10 protein-coding genes and 1 tRNA gene are annotated in these 16,406 nt (G+C 57.1%); 10 read left to right on the top strand and 1 reads right to left on the bottom strand.

Annotated elements, in window-relative coordinates:
- Nucleotides 1-238 precede the first annotated feature (238 nt).
- From rpoB to RD1_RS18345, 10 genes are all read left to right on the top strand, one after another.
- Nucleotides 239-4,375, top strand: coding sequence for a DNA-directed RNA polymerase subunit beta (gene rpoB / locus RD1_RS18390; protein ID WP_011570076.1), 4,137 nt, complete (start codon nucleotides 239-241; stop codon nucleotides 4,373-4,375).
- A 24-nt stretch (nucleotides 4,376-4,399) separates the two neighbouring features.
- Nucleotides 4,400-4,648 (top strand): hypothetical protein, encoded by a 249-nt coding sequence (locus RD1_RS18385; RefSeq protein WP_044033257.1) that lies wholly within the window; start codon nucleotides 4,400-4,402, stop codon nucleotides 4,646-4,648.
- A 27-nt stretch (nucleotides 4,649-4,675) separates the two neighbouring features.
- Nucleotides 4,676-8,920, top strand: a complete 4,245-nt coding sequence (gene rpoC / locus RD1_RS18380; protein WP_011570075.1) for a DNA-directed RNA polymerase subunit beta' — start codon at nucleotides 4,676-4,678, stop codon at nucleotides 8,918-8,920.
- 258 nt (nucleotides 8,921-9,178) lie between these two features.
- A complete protein-coding gene (locus RD1_RS18375) occupies nucleotides 9,179-10,048 on the top strand; it encodes a DMT family transporter (protein ID WP_011570073.1) in 870 nt (289 codons plus the stop codon).
- 361 nt (nucleotides 10,049-10,409) lie between these two features.
- Nucleotides 10,410-10,781 (top strand): 30S ribosomal protein S12, encoded by a 372-nt coding sequence (gene rpsL / locus RD1_RS18370; RefSeq protein ID WP_011570072.1) that lies wholly within the window; start codon nucleotides 10,410-10,412, stop codon nucleotides 10,779-10,781.
- Nucleotides 10,782-10,793: 12 nt separating this feature from the next.
- Nucleotides 10,794-11,264, top strand: coding sequence for a 30S ribosomal protein S7 (rpsG, locus tag RD1_RS18365; RefSeq protein WP_011570071.1), 471 nt, complete (start codon nucleotides 10,794-10,796; stop codon nucleotides 11,262-11,264).
- Between the two features lie 65 nt (nucleotides 11,265-11,329).
- Nucleotides 11,330-13,447: an elongation factor G gene (gene fusA / locus RD1_RS18360; protein ID WP_011570070.1), complete on the top strand. Its 2,118-nt coding sequence runs from the start codon at nucleotides 11,330-11,332 to the stop codon at nucleotides 13,445-13,447.
- Between the two features lie 77 nt (nucleotides 13,448-13,524).
- Nucleotides 13,525-14,700, top strand: a complete 1,176-nt coding sequence (tuf, locus tag RD1_RS18355; RefSeq protein ID WP_011567656.1) for an elongation factor Tu — start codon at nucleotides 13,525-13,527, stop codon at nucleotides 14,698-14,700.
- Between the two features lie 233 nt (nucleotides 14,701-14,933).
- The gene (locus RD1_RS18350) at nucleotides 14,934-15,419 is read left to right on the top strand and encodes a thermonuclease family protein (RefSeq protein WP_171960026.1); all 486 of its coding nucleotides are present in this window, start codon (nucleotides 14,934-14,936) and stop codon (nucleotides 15,417-15,419) included.
- Nucleotides 15,420-15,485: 66 nt separating this feature from the next.
- Nucleotides 15,486-15,561 (top strand) — tRNA-Trp (locus tag RD1_RS18345).
- Nucleotides 15,562-15,645: 84 nt separating this feature from the next.
- Here RD1_RS18345 and RD1_RS18340 read toward each other — a convergent pair.
- Nucleotides 15,646-16,380: a peptidase gene (locus RD1_RS18340; RefSeq protein ID WP_011570068.1), complete on the bottom strand. Its 735-nt coding sequence runs from the start codon at nucleotides 16,378-16,380 to the stop codon at nucleotides 15,646-15,648.
- Nucleotides 16,381-16,406 lie beyond the last annotated feature (26 nt).

Here is a 16,406-nt window from a genome sequence, read left to right as displayed (position 1 = left end):
CGGACTATATGGCTTTCGATGCAAAAACCGAGCTGGACCTGAGATTTCAGGTCCGGCTCAACCTGTCTTGGTAAGGGCCTTTTGACGAGGGCGCTTTCCAAGATGCGGTTCAATGGTCGGGAGGGCACCGGTGGGACGGTGCTCACGAATAGACCGAAACGTATCGTCTCGTATGGGCGAGGTGCCGTGGCCCGACGGTGTCCTCGACCGGTGAGAACTCTGAAAGGTGACACCTGATATGGCTCAATCGTTCCTTGGCCAGAAACGTCTACGTAAATATTATGGCAAAATCCGCGAAGTACTGGATATGCCAAACCTGATCGAGGTGCAAAAATCCTCGTATGATCTCTTCCTGAACTCAGGCGAAGCAGAAGTACCCACCGATGGTGAGGGCATTGCTGGCGTGTTCCAGTCTGTTTTCCCGATCAAGGATTTCAACGAAACATCCGTTCTTGAGTACGTAAAATACGAGCTTGAGAAGCCCAAATATGATGTTGAGGAGTGTCAGCAACGCGACATGACCTACAGCGCACCCTTGAAAGTGACGCTGCGCCTGATCGTATTTGATGTTGATGAGGACACCGGTGCCAAATCGGTCAAGGACATCAAGGAACAAGACGTTTTCATGGGTGATATGCCCTTGATGACACCGAACGGTACATTTGTGGTGAATGGGACCGAGCGTGTGATCGTGTCCCAGATGCACCGCTCCCCCGGTGTGTTCTTTGATCACGACAAAGGCAAGACGCATTCCTCGGGCAAGCTGCTGTTTGCCTGCCGGATCATTCCTTATCGCGGTTCATGGCTGGACTTCGAATTTGACGCAAAAGACATCGTCTTTGCGCGGATCGACCGCCGCCGCAAGCTTCCTGTGACCACGCTGCTTTATTCGCTGGGTCTCGATCAGGAAGCGATCATGGATGCCTATTATGACACCATCACCTACAAGCTGGAGAAGAACAAAGGCTGGGTCGCCCCCTTCTTCCCTGATCGCGTGCGCGGGACCCGCCCGACGTATGATCTGGTGGATGCGGCATCCGGTGAAGTCCTTTTCGAAAGAGGCAAGAAAGTCACGCCACGCGCGGTCAAGAAACTGATCGACGAGGGCAAGGTGACCGAATTGTTGCTCCCCTACGAGCACATCGCGGGCAAGTTTGTCGCCAAGGACATCATCAACGAAGAGACCGGTGCGATTTATGTCGAGGCCGGTGATGAGTTGACGCTTGAGTATGACAAGGACGGCACGCTGATCGGTGGCACGGCAAAAGAGCTGGTCGATGCAGGGATCACGGAGATTCCGGTGCTGGACATCGACAATGTGAATGTCGGCCCTTACATGCGCAACACGATGGCGCAGGACAAGAACATGAACCGCGACACCGCGCTCATGGACATTTACCGCGTGATGCGTCCGGGCGAACCCCCCACCGTCGAGGCCGCATCGGCCCTGTTTGACACGTTGTTCTTTGATGCCGAGCGGTATGATCTGTCTGCCGTTGGCCGCGTGAAAATGAACATGCGTCTGGCGCTGGACGCCGAAGACACGCAGCGCACCTTGCGCCGCGAAGACATCGTCGCCTGCATCAAGGCGCTGGTGGACCTGCGCGACGGGCGCGGTGACATTGACGACATCGACCACCTCGGCAACCGTCGTGTTCGCTCTGTCGGCGAACTGATGGAGAACCAGTACCGTGTGGGCCTGCTACGCATGGAACGCGCGATCAAGGAACGCATGTCCTCGGTCGAGATTGACACGGTGATGCCGCAGGATCTGATCAACGCGAAACCGGCTGCGGCCGCTGTGCGTGAATTCTTCGGCTCCTCGCAGTTGTCGCAGTTCATGGACCAGACCAACCCGCTGTCGGAAGTGACGCATAAACGTCGTCTTTCCGCGCTTGGGCCGGGCGGTCTGACGCGCGAACGTGCGGGCTTTGAGGTGCGCGACGTGCACCCGACGCACTATGGCCGGATGTGTCCGATTGAAACGCCGGAAGGGCCGAACATCGGTCTGATCAACTCGCTGGCAACTTTTGCCCGCGTGAACAAATACGGCTTCATCGAAACGCCATACCGCAAGGTCGAAAACCGCATGGTAACGGACGAAGTACAGTATATGTCCGCCACCGAAGAGATGCGTCACACTGTTGCGCAGGCGAACGCGCAGTTGGATGAGGACGGTCGTTTCAAAAACGATCTGGTCAGCACGCGTCAGTCCGGTGACTATACCTTGGCACCCTCCGAGAATGTCGATTTGATCGACGTGTCGCCCAAACAGTTGGTATCTGTTGCGGCCTCGCTGATCCCGTTCCTCGAAAACGATGACGCGAACCGGGCCTTGATGGGCTCGAACATGCAACGTCAGGCGGTTCCACTACTTCAGGCCGAGGCCCCTCTCGTGGGTACTGGCATCGAAGAAGTGGTTGCGCGCGACTCCGGTGCGGCGATCATGGCGAAACGCGCGGGCATCATCGACCAGGTGGATGCACAGCGTATCGTTATTCGTGCGACATCTGATCTGGAACTGGGTGACGCGGGTGTGGACATTTACCGCATGCGCAAATTCCAGCGCTCCAACCAGAACACCTGCATCAACCAGCGTCCGCTGGTGAAGGTGGGCGACACGGTGCTCAAAGGGCAGGTGATCGCGGATGGTCCCTCCACCGATATGGGGGAACTGGCGCTCGGCAAGAACGTCGTCGTCGCCTTCATGCCGTGGAATGGCTACAACTATGAAGACTCCATTCTGATCTCCGAGCGGATCGCCCGTGACGACGTCTTTACCTCGATCCATATCGAGGAATTCGAAGTCGCCGCGCGTGACACGAAACTGGGTCCGGAAGAAATCACCCGCGATATTCCGAACGTCGGCGAGGAAGCCCTGCGCAACCTTGATGAAGCGGGCATCGTCTACATCGGCGCCGATGTGGAGCCGGGCGATATCCTCGTGGGCAAGATCACACCCAAGGGCGAAAGCCCGATGACGCCGGAGGAAAAACTTCTCCGTGCGATCTTTGGTGAGAAAGCATCGGATGTGCGGGACACATCGTTGCGTGTCAAACCGGGTGATTTCGGTACGGTCGTCGAAGTGCGCGTGTTCAACCGCCATGGTGTGGAAAAAGACGAGCGCGCCTTGCAGATCGAGCGCGAAGAGGTCGAACGTCTGGCCCGTGACCGTGACGATGAAATGGCGATCCTTGATCGCAACATCTACGCGCGTCTCAAGTCGACGATCCTGGGTAAGGTGGCGGTGAAGGGGCCGAAAGGCGTCTCCGCGAATGCGGAGATCACCGAGGACCTGTTGCAAATGCTGCCCCGCGTTCAGTGGTGGCAACTGGCGCTCAAGGATGAGGGGGATGCGCAAGTCGTTGAAGCCCTGAACGAGCAGTACGAGATCCAGAAACGTACGCTGGATGCGCGTTTCGAGGACAAGGTCGAAAAAGTCCGTCGTGGCGATGATCTGCCCCCGGGCGTGATGAAGATGGTCAAGGTCTTCGTGGCGGTGAAGCGCAAGCTGCAACCGGGTGACAAGATGGCCGGGCGTCACGGGAACAAAGGGGTTATCTCCAAAGTCGTTCCGATGGAGGATATGCCGTTCCTTGCAGATGGCACTCCGGTTGACTTCTGTCTGAACCCGCTGGGCGTGCCGTCGCGCATGAATGTGGGTCAGATCCTCGAGACACATATGGGCTGGGCCGCACGCGGTCTGGGGCTGAACGTGGATGAGGCGTTGCAGGAATATCGTCGCTCTGGCGATCTGACACCTGTGCGCGACGCGCTCAGCCATGCCTATGGTGAAAACGTCTATGACGAGGGCATCGCCGGTATGGATGAGGAAACGCTCATCGAGGCGGCGGGCAATGTCACACGTGGTGTGCCGATTGCAACGCCCGTCTTTGACGGTGCGAAAGAGGGCGACGTGAACGACGCTCTGGTGCGCGCGGGCTTCTCTGAATCCGGTCAGTCGATCCTGTTTGACGGCCGCACCGGCGAGCAATTCGCCCGCCCCGTGACCGTCGGCGTGAAATACCTGCTCAAGCTGCACCACCTTGTGGATGATAAAATCCACGCACGCTCGACCGGTCCATACTCGCTGGTCACCCAGCAGCCCTTGGGCGGTAAGGCGCAATTCGGTGGACAGCGTTTCGGGGAGATGGAGGTCTGGGCGCTGGAAGCTTATGGCGCTGCATACACCCTGCAGGAAATGCTGACCGTGAAGTCGGACGACGTTGCCGGACGGACGAAAGTCTACGAAAGCATCGTCAAAGGCGAGGACAACTTCGAAGCCGGCGTACCGGAATCGTTTAACGTTCTGGTCAAAGAAGTCCGCGGCCTCGGCCTCAACATGGAACTCCTGGATGCGGAGGAAGATGAGTGAAGCTGAGAAACAGAGCTACTTGTAATGACAACGCTTTCCATAATCGCAGTAGGGGCAATCGCCATTTCTCTCGTTGCTTCAATGGCGCGCTGTATCAACTGGTTTTGGGACACAATTCCCGGAACAACGTGGGACCAGAAGTCGAGCTTCTTGCGAGACCGTCATATGATGGAACGTCAGATTGCGCTTTTAACTCCGCATATTTTTGGCGCTTTTGCAGTGCATTGCATTCTGATCGCAGTGGTAATCCTCGTCGACATTTTTATTGTCTGACATCCTCGCTGAAAGAGGTCTAAAGAAATGAACCAAGAACTGACAAACAACCCGTTCAATCCGGTTGCCCCCCTTAAGACATTCGACGAGATCAAGGTCTCTCTGGCATCGCCAGAGCGGATTCTGTCGTGGTCCTTCGGTGAGATCAAGAAACCCGAAACCATCAACTACCGGACGTTCAAGCCTGAGCGGGACGGTCTGTTCTGCGCGCGTATCTTCGGCCCGATCAAGGATTACGAGTGCCTTTGCGGCAAGTACAAGCGCATGAAGTATCGCGGCGTTGTCTGCGAGAAATGCGGTGTGGAAGTCACGCTGCAAAAAGTGCGCCGTGAGCGGATGGGCCACATCGAACTGGCCTCGCCGGTCGCGCATATCTGGTTCCTGAAATCGCTGCCGTCCCGTATTGGTCTGATGCTGGACATGACGCTGCGTGATCTGGAACGTGTGCTTTATTTCGAGAACTATGTCGTGATCGAGCCGGGCCTGACAGAACTCACCTACGGTCAGATGATGACCGAAGAAGAGTACATGGATGCGCAAGACATCTATGGCATGGATGCCTTCACCGCGAACATCGGTGCCGAAGCGATCCGTGAGATGCTGGCCGCCATTGATCTCGAAGCGGAAGCCGATCAACTGCGCGCTGACCTTAAGGAAGCCACCGGTGAGCTGAAGCCCAAGAAGATCATCAAGCGTCTGAAGGTTGTGGAATCCTTCCTCGAATCCGGCAACCGTCCGGAGTGGATGGTTCTGACCGTGATCCCCGTGATCCCGCCGGAACTGCGCCCGCTGGTGCCGCTGGATGGGGGCCGTTTTGCAACCTCCGACCTCAACGACCTTTACCGTCGTGTGATCAACCGGAACAACCGCCTCAAGCGGCTGATTGAATTGCGCGCACCTGATATCATCGTGCGTAACGAAAAGCGGATGCTGCAGGAATCCGTCGATGCTTTGTTTGACAACGGTCGTCGGGGTCGCGTGATCACGGGTGCCAACAAGCGTCCGCTGAAATCGCTGTCGGACATGCTGAAAGGCAAGCAGGGCCGCTTCCGCCAGAACCTTTTGGGTAAACGCGTCGACTTCTCCGGTCGTTCCGTCATCGTGACCGGCCCGGAACTGAAGCTGCATCAATGTGGCTTGCCGAAAAAGATGGCGCTGGAGCTGTTCAAACCGTTCATCTATTCGCGGCTTGAGGCCAAGGGGCTTTCGTCCACCGTGAAGCAGGCGAAAAAGCTGGTCGAAAAAGAGCGTCCCGAAGTGTGGGATATCCTTGATGAGGTCATCCGCGAACACCCTGTCATGCTGAACCGTGCGCCCACGTTGCACCGTCTCGGTATTCAGGCGTTTGAACCCGTGTTGATCGAAGGGAAAGCCATTCAGCTTCACCCGCTGGTCTGTTCGGCCTTTAACGCGGACTTTGACGGCGACCAGATGGCTGTCCACGTGCCGCTGAGCCTTGAGGCGCAGCTTGAAGCGCGCGTTTTGATGATGTCGACGAACAACGTTCTGTCGCCTGCAAACGGTGCACCGATCATCGTACCGTCGCAGGACATGATCCTCGGTCTCTACTACACGACACTGGAGCGTGAAGGGATGAAGGGCGAAGGCATGGTCTTTGGCTCCGTCGAAGAAGTGCAACACGCGCTCGATGCCGGAATGGTGCACCTGCACTCCAAGATCACGGCACGGATCACCCAGATCGACGAGAACGGTCTGGAAGTGATGAAGCGTTTTGACACGACACCGGGACGTATCCGTCTTGGTGCGCTGCTGCCGCTGAACGCCAAGGCGCCGTTTGATTTGGTGAACCGTTTGTTGCGCAAGAAAGAAGTGCAGCAGATCATCGACACCGTCTATCGCTATTGCGGTCAGAAGGAATCCGTCATTTTCTGCGACCAGATCATGACCATGGGTTTCCGCGAAGCTTTCAAGGCCGGGATTTCCTTTGGCAAGGACGACATGCTGATCCCCGACACCAAATGGCCCATCGTTGGTGAGACACGGGAGTTGGTGAAGGATTTCGAACAGCAATATATGGACGGCCTGATCACCCAGGGCGAGAAGTACAACAAGGTGGTCGATGCCTGGTCGAAGTGTAACGACAAGGTCACGGACGCGATGATGGGTTCGATCTCGGCCAGTCGGAAAGACGCTGACGGTTCCGAAATGGAACCGAATTCGGTCTATATGATGGCCCACTCCGGTGCGCGGGGATCGGTGACGCAGATGAAACAGCTCGGCGGTATGCGCGGCCTGATGGCCAAGCCGAATGGCGATATCATCGAGACACCGATCATTTCGAACTTCAAGGAAGGGCTGACCGTTCTGGAGTACTTCAACTCGACCCACGGCGCGCGGAAGGGTCTGTCGGATACCGCTTTGAAGACGGCGAACTCAGGTTACCTGACGCGGCGTCTTGTCGATGTGGCGCAGGATTGCATCGTGCGTATGCGCGATTGTGGCACCGAATCGTCCATCACAGCCGTGGCTGCGGTGAATGACGGTGAAGTCGTGTCGTCGCTGAGCGAACGTATTCTGGGCCGCGTGCTGGCTGAGGATGTGGTGCGTCCGGGAACCGATGAGGTGCTCGCCGCTGCGGGTACGCTGATCGACGAACGGATGTCGGACACGATCGAGGAGGCAGGTGTTGCCTCGGCGCGTATCCGCAGCCCGCTGACCTGCGAAGCTGAAGAGGGCGTCTGTGCCATGTGCTATGGTCGTGACCTGGCGCGCGGTACGATGGTCAACACTGGCGAAGCGGTCGGCATCATCGCCGCGCAGTCCATCGGTGAGCCCGGCACGCAGCTGACGATGCGGACCTTCCACATCGGCGGTGTTGCACAGGGTGGCCAGCAGTCCTTCCTTGAGGCAAGCCATTCCGGTAAGGTTGTCTTTGACAATGCTCAGACGCTCGAAAACGATGCGGGTGAGATCATGGTCATGGGTCGGAACATGAAACTCATCATTCAGGACGACAATGGTGAGGAGCGTGCGAGCCACAAAGTGGGCTACGGTACAAAGCTTTTCGTCACCGAAGGCCAGAAAGTGGCACGTGGCGACAAGCTCTTTGAGTGGGACCCCTACACGCTGCCCATCATTGCGGAGAAATCCGGTACGGCGAAATTCGTGGATCTTGTATCCGGGATCGCCATCAAGGATGAGACCGATGATGCAACCGGCATGACACAGAAGATCGTGATCGACTGGCGCTCTGCCACCAAGGGCAATGAGCTGAAGCCTGAAATCATTCTGGTGGACGCCGATGGCGAGCCTGTGCGCAATGATGCGGGCAACCCGGTGACCTATCCGATGTCGGTGGATGCGGTTCTGTCCATCGAGGATCAGGCCGAGGTCAAGGCGGGTGATGTGGTCGCGCGCATTCCACGTGAAGGTGCCAAGACCAAGGACATCACCGGTGGTCTGCCACGGGTGGCGGAACTCTTCGAGGCGCGTCGCCCCAAGGATCACGCCATCATCGCCGAAATCGACGGCTATGTGCGCTATGGCAAGGACTATAAGAACAAACGCCGTATCGCGATTGAGTCCTCCGAAGATCCGGATCACAAGGTCGAATACATGGTGCCCAAGGGCAAGCACATCCCGGTTGCGGAAGGTGATTTTGTCCAGAAGGGCGACTACATCATGGACGGTAATCCGGCCCCGCATGACATCCTTGCCATCATGGGTGTCGAAGCGCTGGCGGATTACATGATCGACGAGGTGCAGGACGTTTACCGCCTGCAAGGTGTGAAGATCAACGACAAGCACATCGAAGTCATCGTGCGCCAGATGCTGCAAAAGTGGGAGATCCAGGAATCCGGTGATACCACGCTGCTCAAGGGCGAGCATGTGGACAAGCAGGAGTTTGATCAGGCCAACGCGAAGGCGCTGAGCAAAAACGGCCGTCCTGCCAAGGGCGAACCGATCCTTCTGGGGATCACCAAGGCCAGCTTGCAAACCCGCAGCTTCATCTCAGCGGCGTCGTTCCAGGAAACCACGCGTGTTCTGACCGAGGCCTCAGTGCAGGGTAAGAAGGACAAGCTGGTCGGCCTGAAGGAAAACGTCATCGTCGGGCGTCTGATTCCGGCGGGCACGGGTGGTGCCACCATGAAGGTGCGCCGTGTGGCGCAGGATCGCGACAACGTTGTGATCGAAGCCCGCCGCGAAGAAGCAGAAGCCGCAGCCGCCCTCGCGGCACCTGTCGCGGACGATATGGTCGGCGGCGATGTGTTTGACCAGCCCGTACATCACGAGGAAGAAAGCCGCGATTAAAGCGTCATGCGAAAAACCTCGATCACGTAACGCTGTCTGAAATCAAAGATTTCAACGCGTTACGTGACACTTGATGTTTCAGGTACTTCGTCAGACGCGCCAATTGGCGCTTCATGAACAGGGAAAGCCCTCACCGGATCCGACCGGTGGGGGCTTTTCATTTCGTGCAGATGGGTGTTCTGTGACGCAGCGCCGGTCAATCAGGCGTGATTTGGCACTGCAAAAGGTGTTTCGTGCGAGAGTGCAGGAAGTAAATTGATGATGGCGAACATGAATGGCGCGTTACTCATGATCGCGTCAATGGCCTGCTTTACACTGAATGATGCGTTCCTGAAGGCCACCAACGGCGATCTACCGCTATTCCAGCTGTTGTTTCTGCGCGGGATACTGGCCACGGTGTTCATCGGATTTCTCGCGCATGGGAACAACGCCTGGCAATTTGACATCCCGCGTCGCGATTGGATGCTGATCGGTATCCGTTCAATGGCCGAGGTGGCGGCGGCCTTCTTCTTCGTGACCGCCCTGTTGAACATGCCGCTGGCGAATGCAACGGCGATCCTGCAGATGCTGCCGCTGATGCTGACGCTTGGCTCTGCGGTGTTCTTGCGGGAGGCCGTGGGTTGGCGCCGCTTCGCTGCCATCGGTGTCGGATTCATTGGCATGTTGCTGATCGTGCGCCCGGGTGCGGATGGGTTTTCGATCTGGTCGATTTTTGCCCTGCTCGCAGTGGTATGTGTTACGGTGCGCGACCTCTCGACAAGGCGTATGTCGGCGCGTGTCCCGTCCTTGCTGGTCACTTTCGCCGCGTCCTTTTCCGTGCTGGTGACCTCCGGTCTTGCGTGCCTCTTCACCGAATGGGCACCTGTGACCCCCCAATTGGGCGGCATGGTTTTGGCCGCTGCGGTCTTTATTATTGGCGGTTACTTCTTCTCGGTGCATGTGATGCGGGCGGGGGATGTGTCTTTCATCGCGCCATTCCGCTACACCGGTTTGATCTGGGCGCTGGTTCTGGGATGGTTGTTTTTCGGGGACTGGCCGTCGCCGCTGACCTTCCTTGGGGCAGGTCTGATTGTTGCAACGGGATTGTTTACGTTTTACCGTGAGCGCCAGTTGATGGCGGCCAGCTAAGTCAGCCATCCTTCGGCGACCCGTCAGAACCTGTTCACGGCTTCAGGCAAGCTGTTGACACCCTTTGCGACTCCTTTTATACGCGCGCTATCTCGGGGCAGGTATTACACCTATCTGCGCTGACATCATACTGAAGTGGTCACGATCCGGCCCCCTATCGGCCCGATCCTCTGTTAACCCACCGCGTCGTTTCCTCGGTACGGAAGCGGAGGCGGTTTTTTTGTTGTCGCAGTCGTGCGGCAAGAAATAAACGCGCTTTTTGCGCAAGGGGCGGCTCATGGACGCGTGAGCTGTGTAAATTTGAAACCGCACGGGGCCGTCCCGTGTACACATATGTGAGCAACACGGGGATAAAGCCGGAATGCCAACCATCCAACAGCTGATCCGCAAGCCGCGGCAGCCTAAAATCAAACGATCCAAATCGATGCACTTGCAAGAGTGTCCGCAAAAGCGCGGCGTTTGCACGCGCGTCTACACAACCACACCGAAAAAGCCGAACTCCGCGATGCGGAAAGTTGCAAAGGTTCGCCTGACCAACGGTTTTGAGGTCATCAGCTACATTCCGGGCGAAAGCCACAACCTTCAGGAACACTCTGTGGTTCTGATCCGTGGCGGCCGTGTCAAGGACCTTCCCGGTGTCCGTTACCACATTCTGCGTGGTGTTCTGGATACCCAAGGCGTCAAAGACCGTAAGCAACGTCGTTCGAAATACGGCGCGAAGCGTCCGAAGTAAGAGGAATAAGATATGTCCCGTCGCCACGCAGCCGAAAAACGCGAAGTCCTGCCCGATGCCAAATATGGTGATCTGGTCCTGACGAAATTCATGAACAACCTGATGATTGATGGCAAGAAATCAGTCGCAGAAACCATTGTTTACAACGCGCTGACCCGCGTTGAGACGAAAATCAAACGTGCGCCCATCGAGGTGTTTCACGAAGCGCTGGACAACATCCAGCCCTCTGTCGAAGTGCGCTCGCGTCGTGTTGGTGGTGCCACCTATCAGGTGCCCGTCGAAGTCCGCCCCGAGCGTCGTCAGGCGCTGGCCATTCGCTGGTTGATCAAAGCCGCCCGTTCGCGCAATGAGAACACCATGGAAGAGCGTCTCGCGGGTGAATTGCTCGATGCTGTCCAGTCACGCGGCACCGCGGTGAAAAAGCGCGAAGACACGCACAAGATGGCAGACGCCAACAAAGCCTTCAGCCACTACCGCTGGTAAGCACATTTCGCGCCCCGTCTGGGGGCGCATTCAACCGTTTTTAGATATCCTGAGGAAGCAGCCCAATGGCACGCGACTATCCGCTCGACCGCTACCGCAACTTTGGCATCATGGCCCATATTGATGCCGGCAAAACGACCTGTTCCGAACGCATCTTGTTCTATACGGGCAAATCCCACAACATCGGTGAGGTGCACGATGGTGCGGCCACGATGGACTGGATGGAGCAGGAGCAGGAACGCGGGATCACCATTACATCCGCTGCGACCACCACCTTCTGGGAGCGCACCGAAGATGGTACGACTGCGGACTCGCCAAAGCACCGACTGAACATCATCGACACGCCCGGCCACGTTGACTTCACCATCGAGGTCGAGCGGTCTCTGGCGGTGCTCGACGGTGCGGTTTGTGTTCTGGACGCAAACGCCGGTGTTGAGCCACAGACAGAAACGGTTTGGCGTCAGGCCGACCGTTACAAGGTTCCGCGCATGGTTTTCGTCAACAAGATGGACAAAATCGGCGCCGACTTTTTCAACTGCGTCAGAATGATCGAAGACCGCACCGGTGCGCGTGCTGTACCTGTCGGCATTCCAATCGGTGCGGAAACCGAGTTGGAAGGTCTGATTGACCTCGTGACCATGGAAGAATGGCTCTGGCAGGGCGAAGACCTTGGCGCGTCCTGGGTGAAGGCACCAATCCGTGACAGTCTCAAGGACATGGCCGAAGAATGGCGCGGCAAGATGATCGAAGCAGCCGTCGAAGAAGACGACGATGCGATGATGGAGTATCTGGAAGGCAACGAACCCGACGTGCCAACCCTGCGCGCTCTGCTGCGCAAGGGCACGCTGGCGCTGCACTTCGTGCCGGTTCTGGGCGGCTCTGCCTTCAAGAATAAAGGCGTTCAGCCGCTGCTCAATGCTGTGATCGACTACCTGCCGAGCCCGCTCGACGTGGTTGACTACATGGGCTTCAAGCCGGGTGACGAAGAAGAAACCCGTAACATCGCGCGCCGCGCGGATGACGACATGGCCTTTGCCGGTCTTGCGTTCAAAATCATGAACGACCCCTTTGTTGGCTCGCTGACGTTCACACGTATCTATTCGGGTACAATGAACAAGGGTGACACCATCCTCAACGCGACCAAAGGCAAGAAAGAGCGCGTCGGTCGGATGATGATGATGCACTCGAACAACCGTGAAGAGATCGACGAGGCGTTTGCGGGCGACATCATCGCATTGGCGGGTCTCAAGGACACAACAACCGGTGACACGCTTTGTGCGCAAAACGATCCGGTGGTTCTGGAAACCATGACTTTCCCCGATCCGGTGATCGAGATTGCGGTTGAGCCAAAAACGAAGAACGACCAGGAAAAGATGTCTCAGGGCCTCGCGCGTCTGGCAGCAGAAGATCCATCGTTCCGGGTGGAAACGGATCTTGAATCCGGTCAGACCATCATGAAAGGCATGGGCGAACTTCACCTCGACATTCTCGTCGACCGTCTGAAGCGCGAATTCAAGGTCGAGGCGAACATCGGTGCGCCACAGGTTGCCTATCGCGAGACCATCTCGAAAGAGGCCGAAGTCACCTACACGCACAAGAAGCAGTCTGGTGGCTCGGGTCAATTCGCCGAGGTCAAGATGATCCTGACGCCGACCGAGCCTGGCGAAGGGTATTCCTTCGAGAGCCGGATCGTTGGTGGTTCTGTTCCAAAGGAATACATCCCCGGTGTCGAAAAGGGCATCAAATCGGTGATGGACTCCGGCCCGCTGGCGGGTTTCCCCGTGATCGATTTCAAGGTCGCGCTCATCGACGGTAAGTTCCACGACGTGGACTCCTCCGTTCTGGCGTTCGAGATCGCTGCTCGTATGGGTATGCGTGAAGGCATGAAGAAAGCCGGTGCGAAACTGCTCGAGCCGATCATGAAGGTAGAAGTGATCACGCCGGAAGAATACACTGGTGGCATCATTGGTGACCTGACCTCCCGCCGGGGGCAGGTATCCGGGCAGGAACCACGGGGCAATGCGATTGCGATTGATTGCTTTGTGCCGCTTGCCAATATGTTCGGTTACATCAACACGCTGCGCTCCATGTCGTCGGGACGTGCGCAGTTCACGATGCAATTCGATCACTACGATCCCGTGCCACAAAATATCTCCGACGAGATCCAGGCCAAATTCGCTTAATTCAGTCGCCCCATATGGGGCGGCGATCCCCAACACCGGGTGCATAGATACCCAAATGAATATCTAAGGAGGCCATCATGGCAAAGGCAAAGTTTGAACGTAATAAACCGCATGTTAACATTGGCACGATTGGTCACGTTGACCACGGCAAGACGACGCTGACGGCTGCGATTACGAAGTATTTCGGTGATTTTCAGGCGTATGACCAGATTGACGGCGCGCCTGAGGAGAAAGCGCGCGGGATCACGATTTCGACCGCGCATGTGGAATACGAGACGGAAAACCGTCACTACGCGCATGTGGATTGCCCCGGTCACGCGGACTACGTCAAGAACATGATCACCGGTGCGGCGCAGATGGACGGCGCGATCCTGGTTGTGAACGCGGCTGACGGCCCGATGCCCCAGACGCGCGAGCACATCCTGCTGGGTCGCCAGGTTGGCATCCCGACGATGGTTGTCTTCATGAACAAGGTCGATCAGGTCGATGACGAGGAACTGCTTGAGCTGGTCGAGATGGAAATCCGCGAGCTGCTGTCCTCCTACGACTACCCCGGCGACGACATTCCCGTGATCCCCGGCTCCGCGCTGGCGGCGATGGAAGGGCGTGATCCCGAGATCGGTGAAGAGGCGATCAAGAAGCTGATGGCGGCTGTGGATGAGTTCATCCCGACGCCTGAGCGTGCGATTGACCAGCCGTTCCTGATGCCGGTTGAGGACGTCTTCTCGATCTCCGGTCGTGGTACTGTTGTGACGGGCCGTGTTGAGCGTGGCGTGATCAACGTGGGCGACAACATCGAGATCGTGGGGATCAAGGACACCCAGAGCACAACATGTACGGGTGTTGAGATGTTCCGCAAGCTGCTGGATCGCGGTGAGGCGGGCGACAACATCGGCGCGCTGCTGCGTGGTATTGACCGTGAGGCGGTTGAGCGTGGCCAGGTTCTGTGCAAGCCGGGGTCGGTCAAGCCACACACGAAGTTCGAGGCCGAAGCCTATATCCTGACCAAGGACGAAGGTGGCCGCCACACGCCGTTCTTTGCGAACTACCGCCCGCAGTTCTACTTCCGCACAACGGACGTGACGGGCACGGTTCAGCTGGCGGAAGGCACCGAGATGGTCATGCCGGGCGACAACGTGTCCTTTGGCGTTGAACTGATCGCACCGATCGCGATGGAGCAGGGCCTGCGCTTTGCGATCCGCGAAGGCGGCCGCACCGTCGGCGCCGGCGTCGTGTCGAAGATTACGGAGTAATCCCGAGACGCGCCCTCAAAAGCGTGTCGAAGATTATGGAGTAACGGCAGCTCTGCCGCACTCCGATATCACTACGAAAAAAGGCCGCAGCGAACGCTGCGGCCTTTTGCACTTGATAATAAGGCCATTCCGCGCGAAGTTATTTGCCTACTAGAGCGCAAGTCCGGCCAAATGCGCCGCCGGCTGGCCGGGATCGGCGTTGCAACGGTCGGTTATCCGTAAGGGACATGCTGATGTTAAAGATGTTTATGACTACTGCAGCATTGATTTGCAGCGCTGCCCATGCGAGCGAACAGTCAGATAATTCAGTGCAATTCGCAGAATACGCAGCCACGATTGTACGGGTTATAGACGGTGATACGCTAGAAGTCGTTGTCGATCTTTGGCCGGGCCTTACAGGCACATACTCGATTCGGGTTCGAGGGATAGATGCGCCTGAAACGCGGCGCGGTTCTTGCCCGGAAAGAGAAGAGGAGATGCTGGAGTGGGGTGCCGAAGCCAAAGCACAGGTGGAAAAACTCTATCCAGCGGGAACGCCGATCAAATTGGAAGATATTGAACCTGATCCGTTTGCGGGCCGTTTCGTTGCAGATGTGCGGCGCCGGCGCACAGATCGGTGGCTCTTTTTGAAAAATGAGTTGCTCGACCGCGGTCTGGCAGTGGAGTGGACGCCGGATATGAGCGATGTCCCGTGGTGTTTGGTTTTAGATACTCGATAATCGGTGCGCTCGCAGCCAAATCTTCTTGAAAACTCCTGCGTTTGCGACTAATGCGATAAACGGCATAGGGGTTTAGCTCAGTTGGTAGAGCATCGGTCTCCAAAACCGAGGGTCGTGGGTTCGAGTCCCTCAGCCCCTGCCAAGTCTTCGACATTGCTGATACGTCCCGGTATCACGGCGGATTGGCTCAGCCATCCAGCGGACGGGCAACCCATATCCAACGCCCTCAAAGGCTTTTATAGGGCGGCAAATCCGACAAAGCCTTGCGCAACGCGTCGCCCCAGCGCTCAGATATTGACTGAAAATAAGCGTCATCCGCTTCAACCCGGGACTGTTCCTTGATCGCGAAGCTGTCGTTTGCATAGACTTGCAGGTCTAGCGGCAGTCCGACCGACAGGTTCGCCTTGATGGTCGAATCGAATGAAACCATCAAAAGCCGGATCGTATCTTCGAAACTCAGGTCGGGATCATAGGCGCGCACGAGGATGGGCTTGCCGTATTTTGCCTCGCCGATCTGGAAAAAGGGCGAATCCTCGGTCACTTCGATGAAATTCCCCTCAGGGTATATCAAAAACAGCGTCGGCAGGCCGCCTTTGACCTGACCGCCGACGATCACCGAGGCTTTGAACTGAGACGACGCGACCTGACCTGTCCCGGCGGTGTCTGCGATCACTTCCTTCAGTGTCGCACCAACCAGACGCGCAACCTCGAACATGGTGGGCCGTTCAAGGATTGACGGGCTGCGTTCGGATGGTGTTTTTGACCTTTCTTCCAGCAAACTGATCAGCGCCTGCGTCGTCGCAAGATTACCGGCGGTCATCAGAGTGATCACGCGCTCCCCCGGCACTTCCCAGGTAAACATCTTTTTGGTGGTCGAAAAATTGTCCACACCTGCGTTGGTGCGGGTATCCGACATGAAAACGAGGCCACGGCGCAAGCGCAGGCCGACACAGTAGGTCATTTAAGATCCAAAACAGGGGCAACACA

The sequence above is a fragment of the Roseobacter denitrificans OCh 114 genome, from assembly GCF_000014045.1.
GTDB lineage: Bacteria > Pseudomonadota > Alphaproteobacteria > Rhodobacterales > Rhodobacteraceae > Roseobacter > Roseobacter denitrificans.
This window is presented reverse-complemented; position numbering and strand designations above follow the sequence as displayed.

Bases quoted from the DNA above. Each gene is read 5' to 3' on its own strand.
- rpoB (WP_011570076.1), top strand. From the start codon at position 239: ATGGCTCAATCGTTCCTTGGCCAGAAACGTCTACGTAAATATTATGGC.
- RD1_RS18385 (WP_044033257.1), top strand. From the start codon at position 4,400: ATGACAACGCTTTCCATAATCGCAGTAGGGGCAATCGCCATTTCTCTC.
- rpoC (WP_011570075.1), top strand. From the start codon at position 4,676: ATGAACCAAGAACTGACAAACAACCCGTTCAATCCGGTTGCCCCCCTT.
- RD1_RS18375 (WP_011570073.1), top strand. From the start codon at position 9,179: ATGATGGCGAACATGAATGGCGCGTTACTCATGATCGCGTCAATGGCC.
- rpsL (WP_011570072.1), top strand. From the start codon at position 10,410: ATGCCAACCATCCAACAGCTGATCCGCAAGCCGCGGCAGCCTAAAATC.
- rpsG (WP_011570071.1), top strand. From the start codon at position 10,794: ATGTCCCGTCGCCACGCAGCCGAAAAACGCGAAGTCCTGCCCGATGCC.
- fusA (WP_011570070.1), top strand. From the start codon at position 11,330: ATGGCACGCGACTATCCGCTCGACCGCTACCGCAACTTTGGCATCATG.
- tuf (WP_011567656.1), top strand. From the start codon at position 13,525: ATGGCAAAGGCAAAGTTTGAACGTAATAAACCGCATGTTAACATTGGC.
- RD1_RS18350 (WP_171960026.1), top strand. From the start codon at position 14,934: ATGTTAAAGATGTTTATGACTACTGCAGCATTGATTTGCAGCGCTGCC.
- RD1_RS18340 (WP_011570068.1), bottom strand. From the start codon at position 16,380: ATGACCTACTGTGTCGGCCTGCGCTTGCGCCGTGGCCTCGTTTTCATG.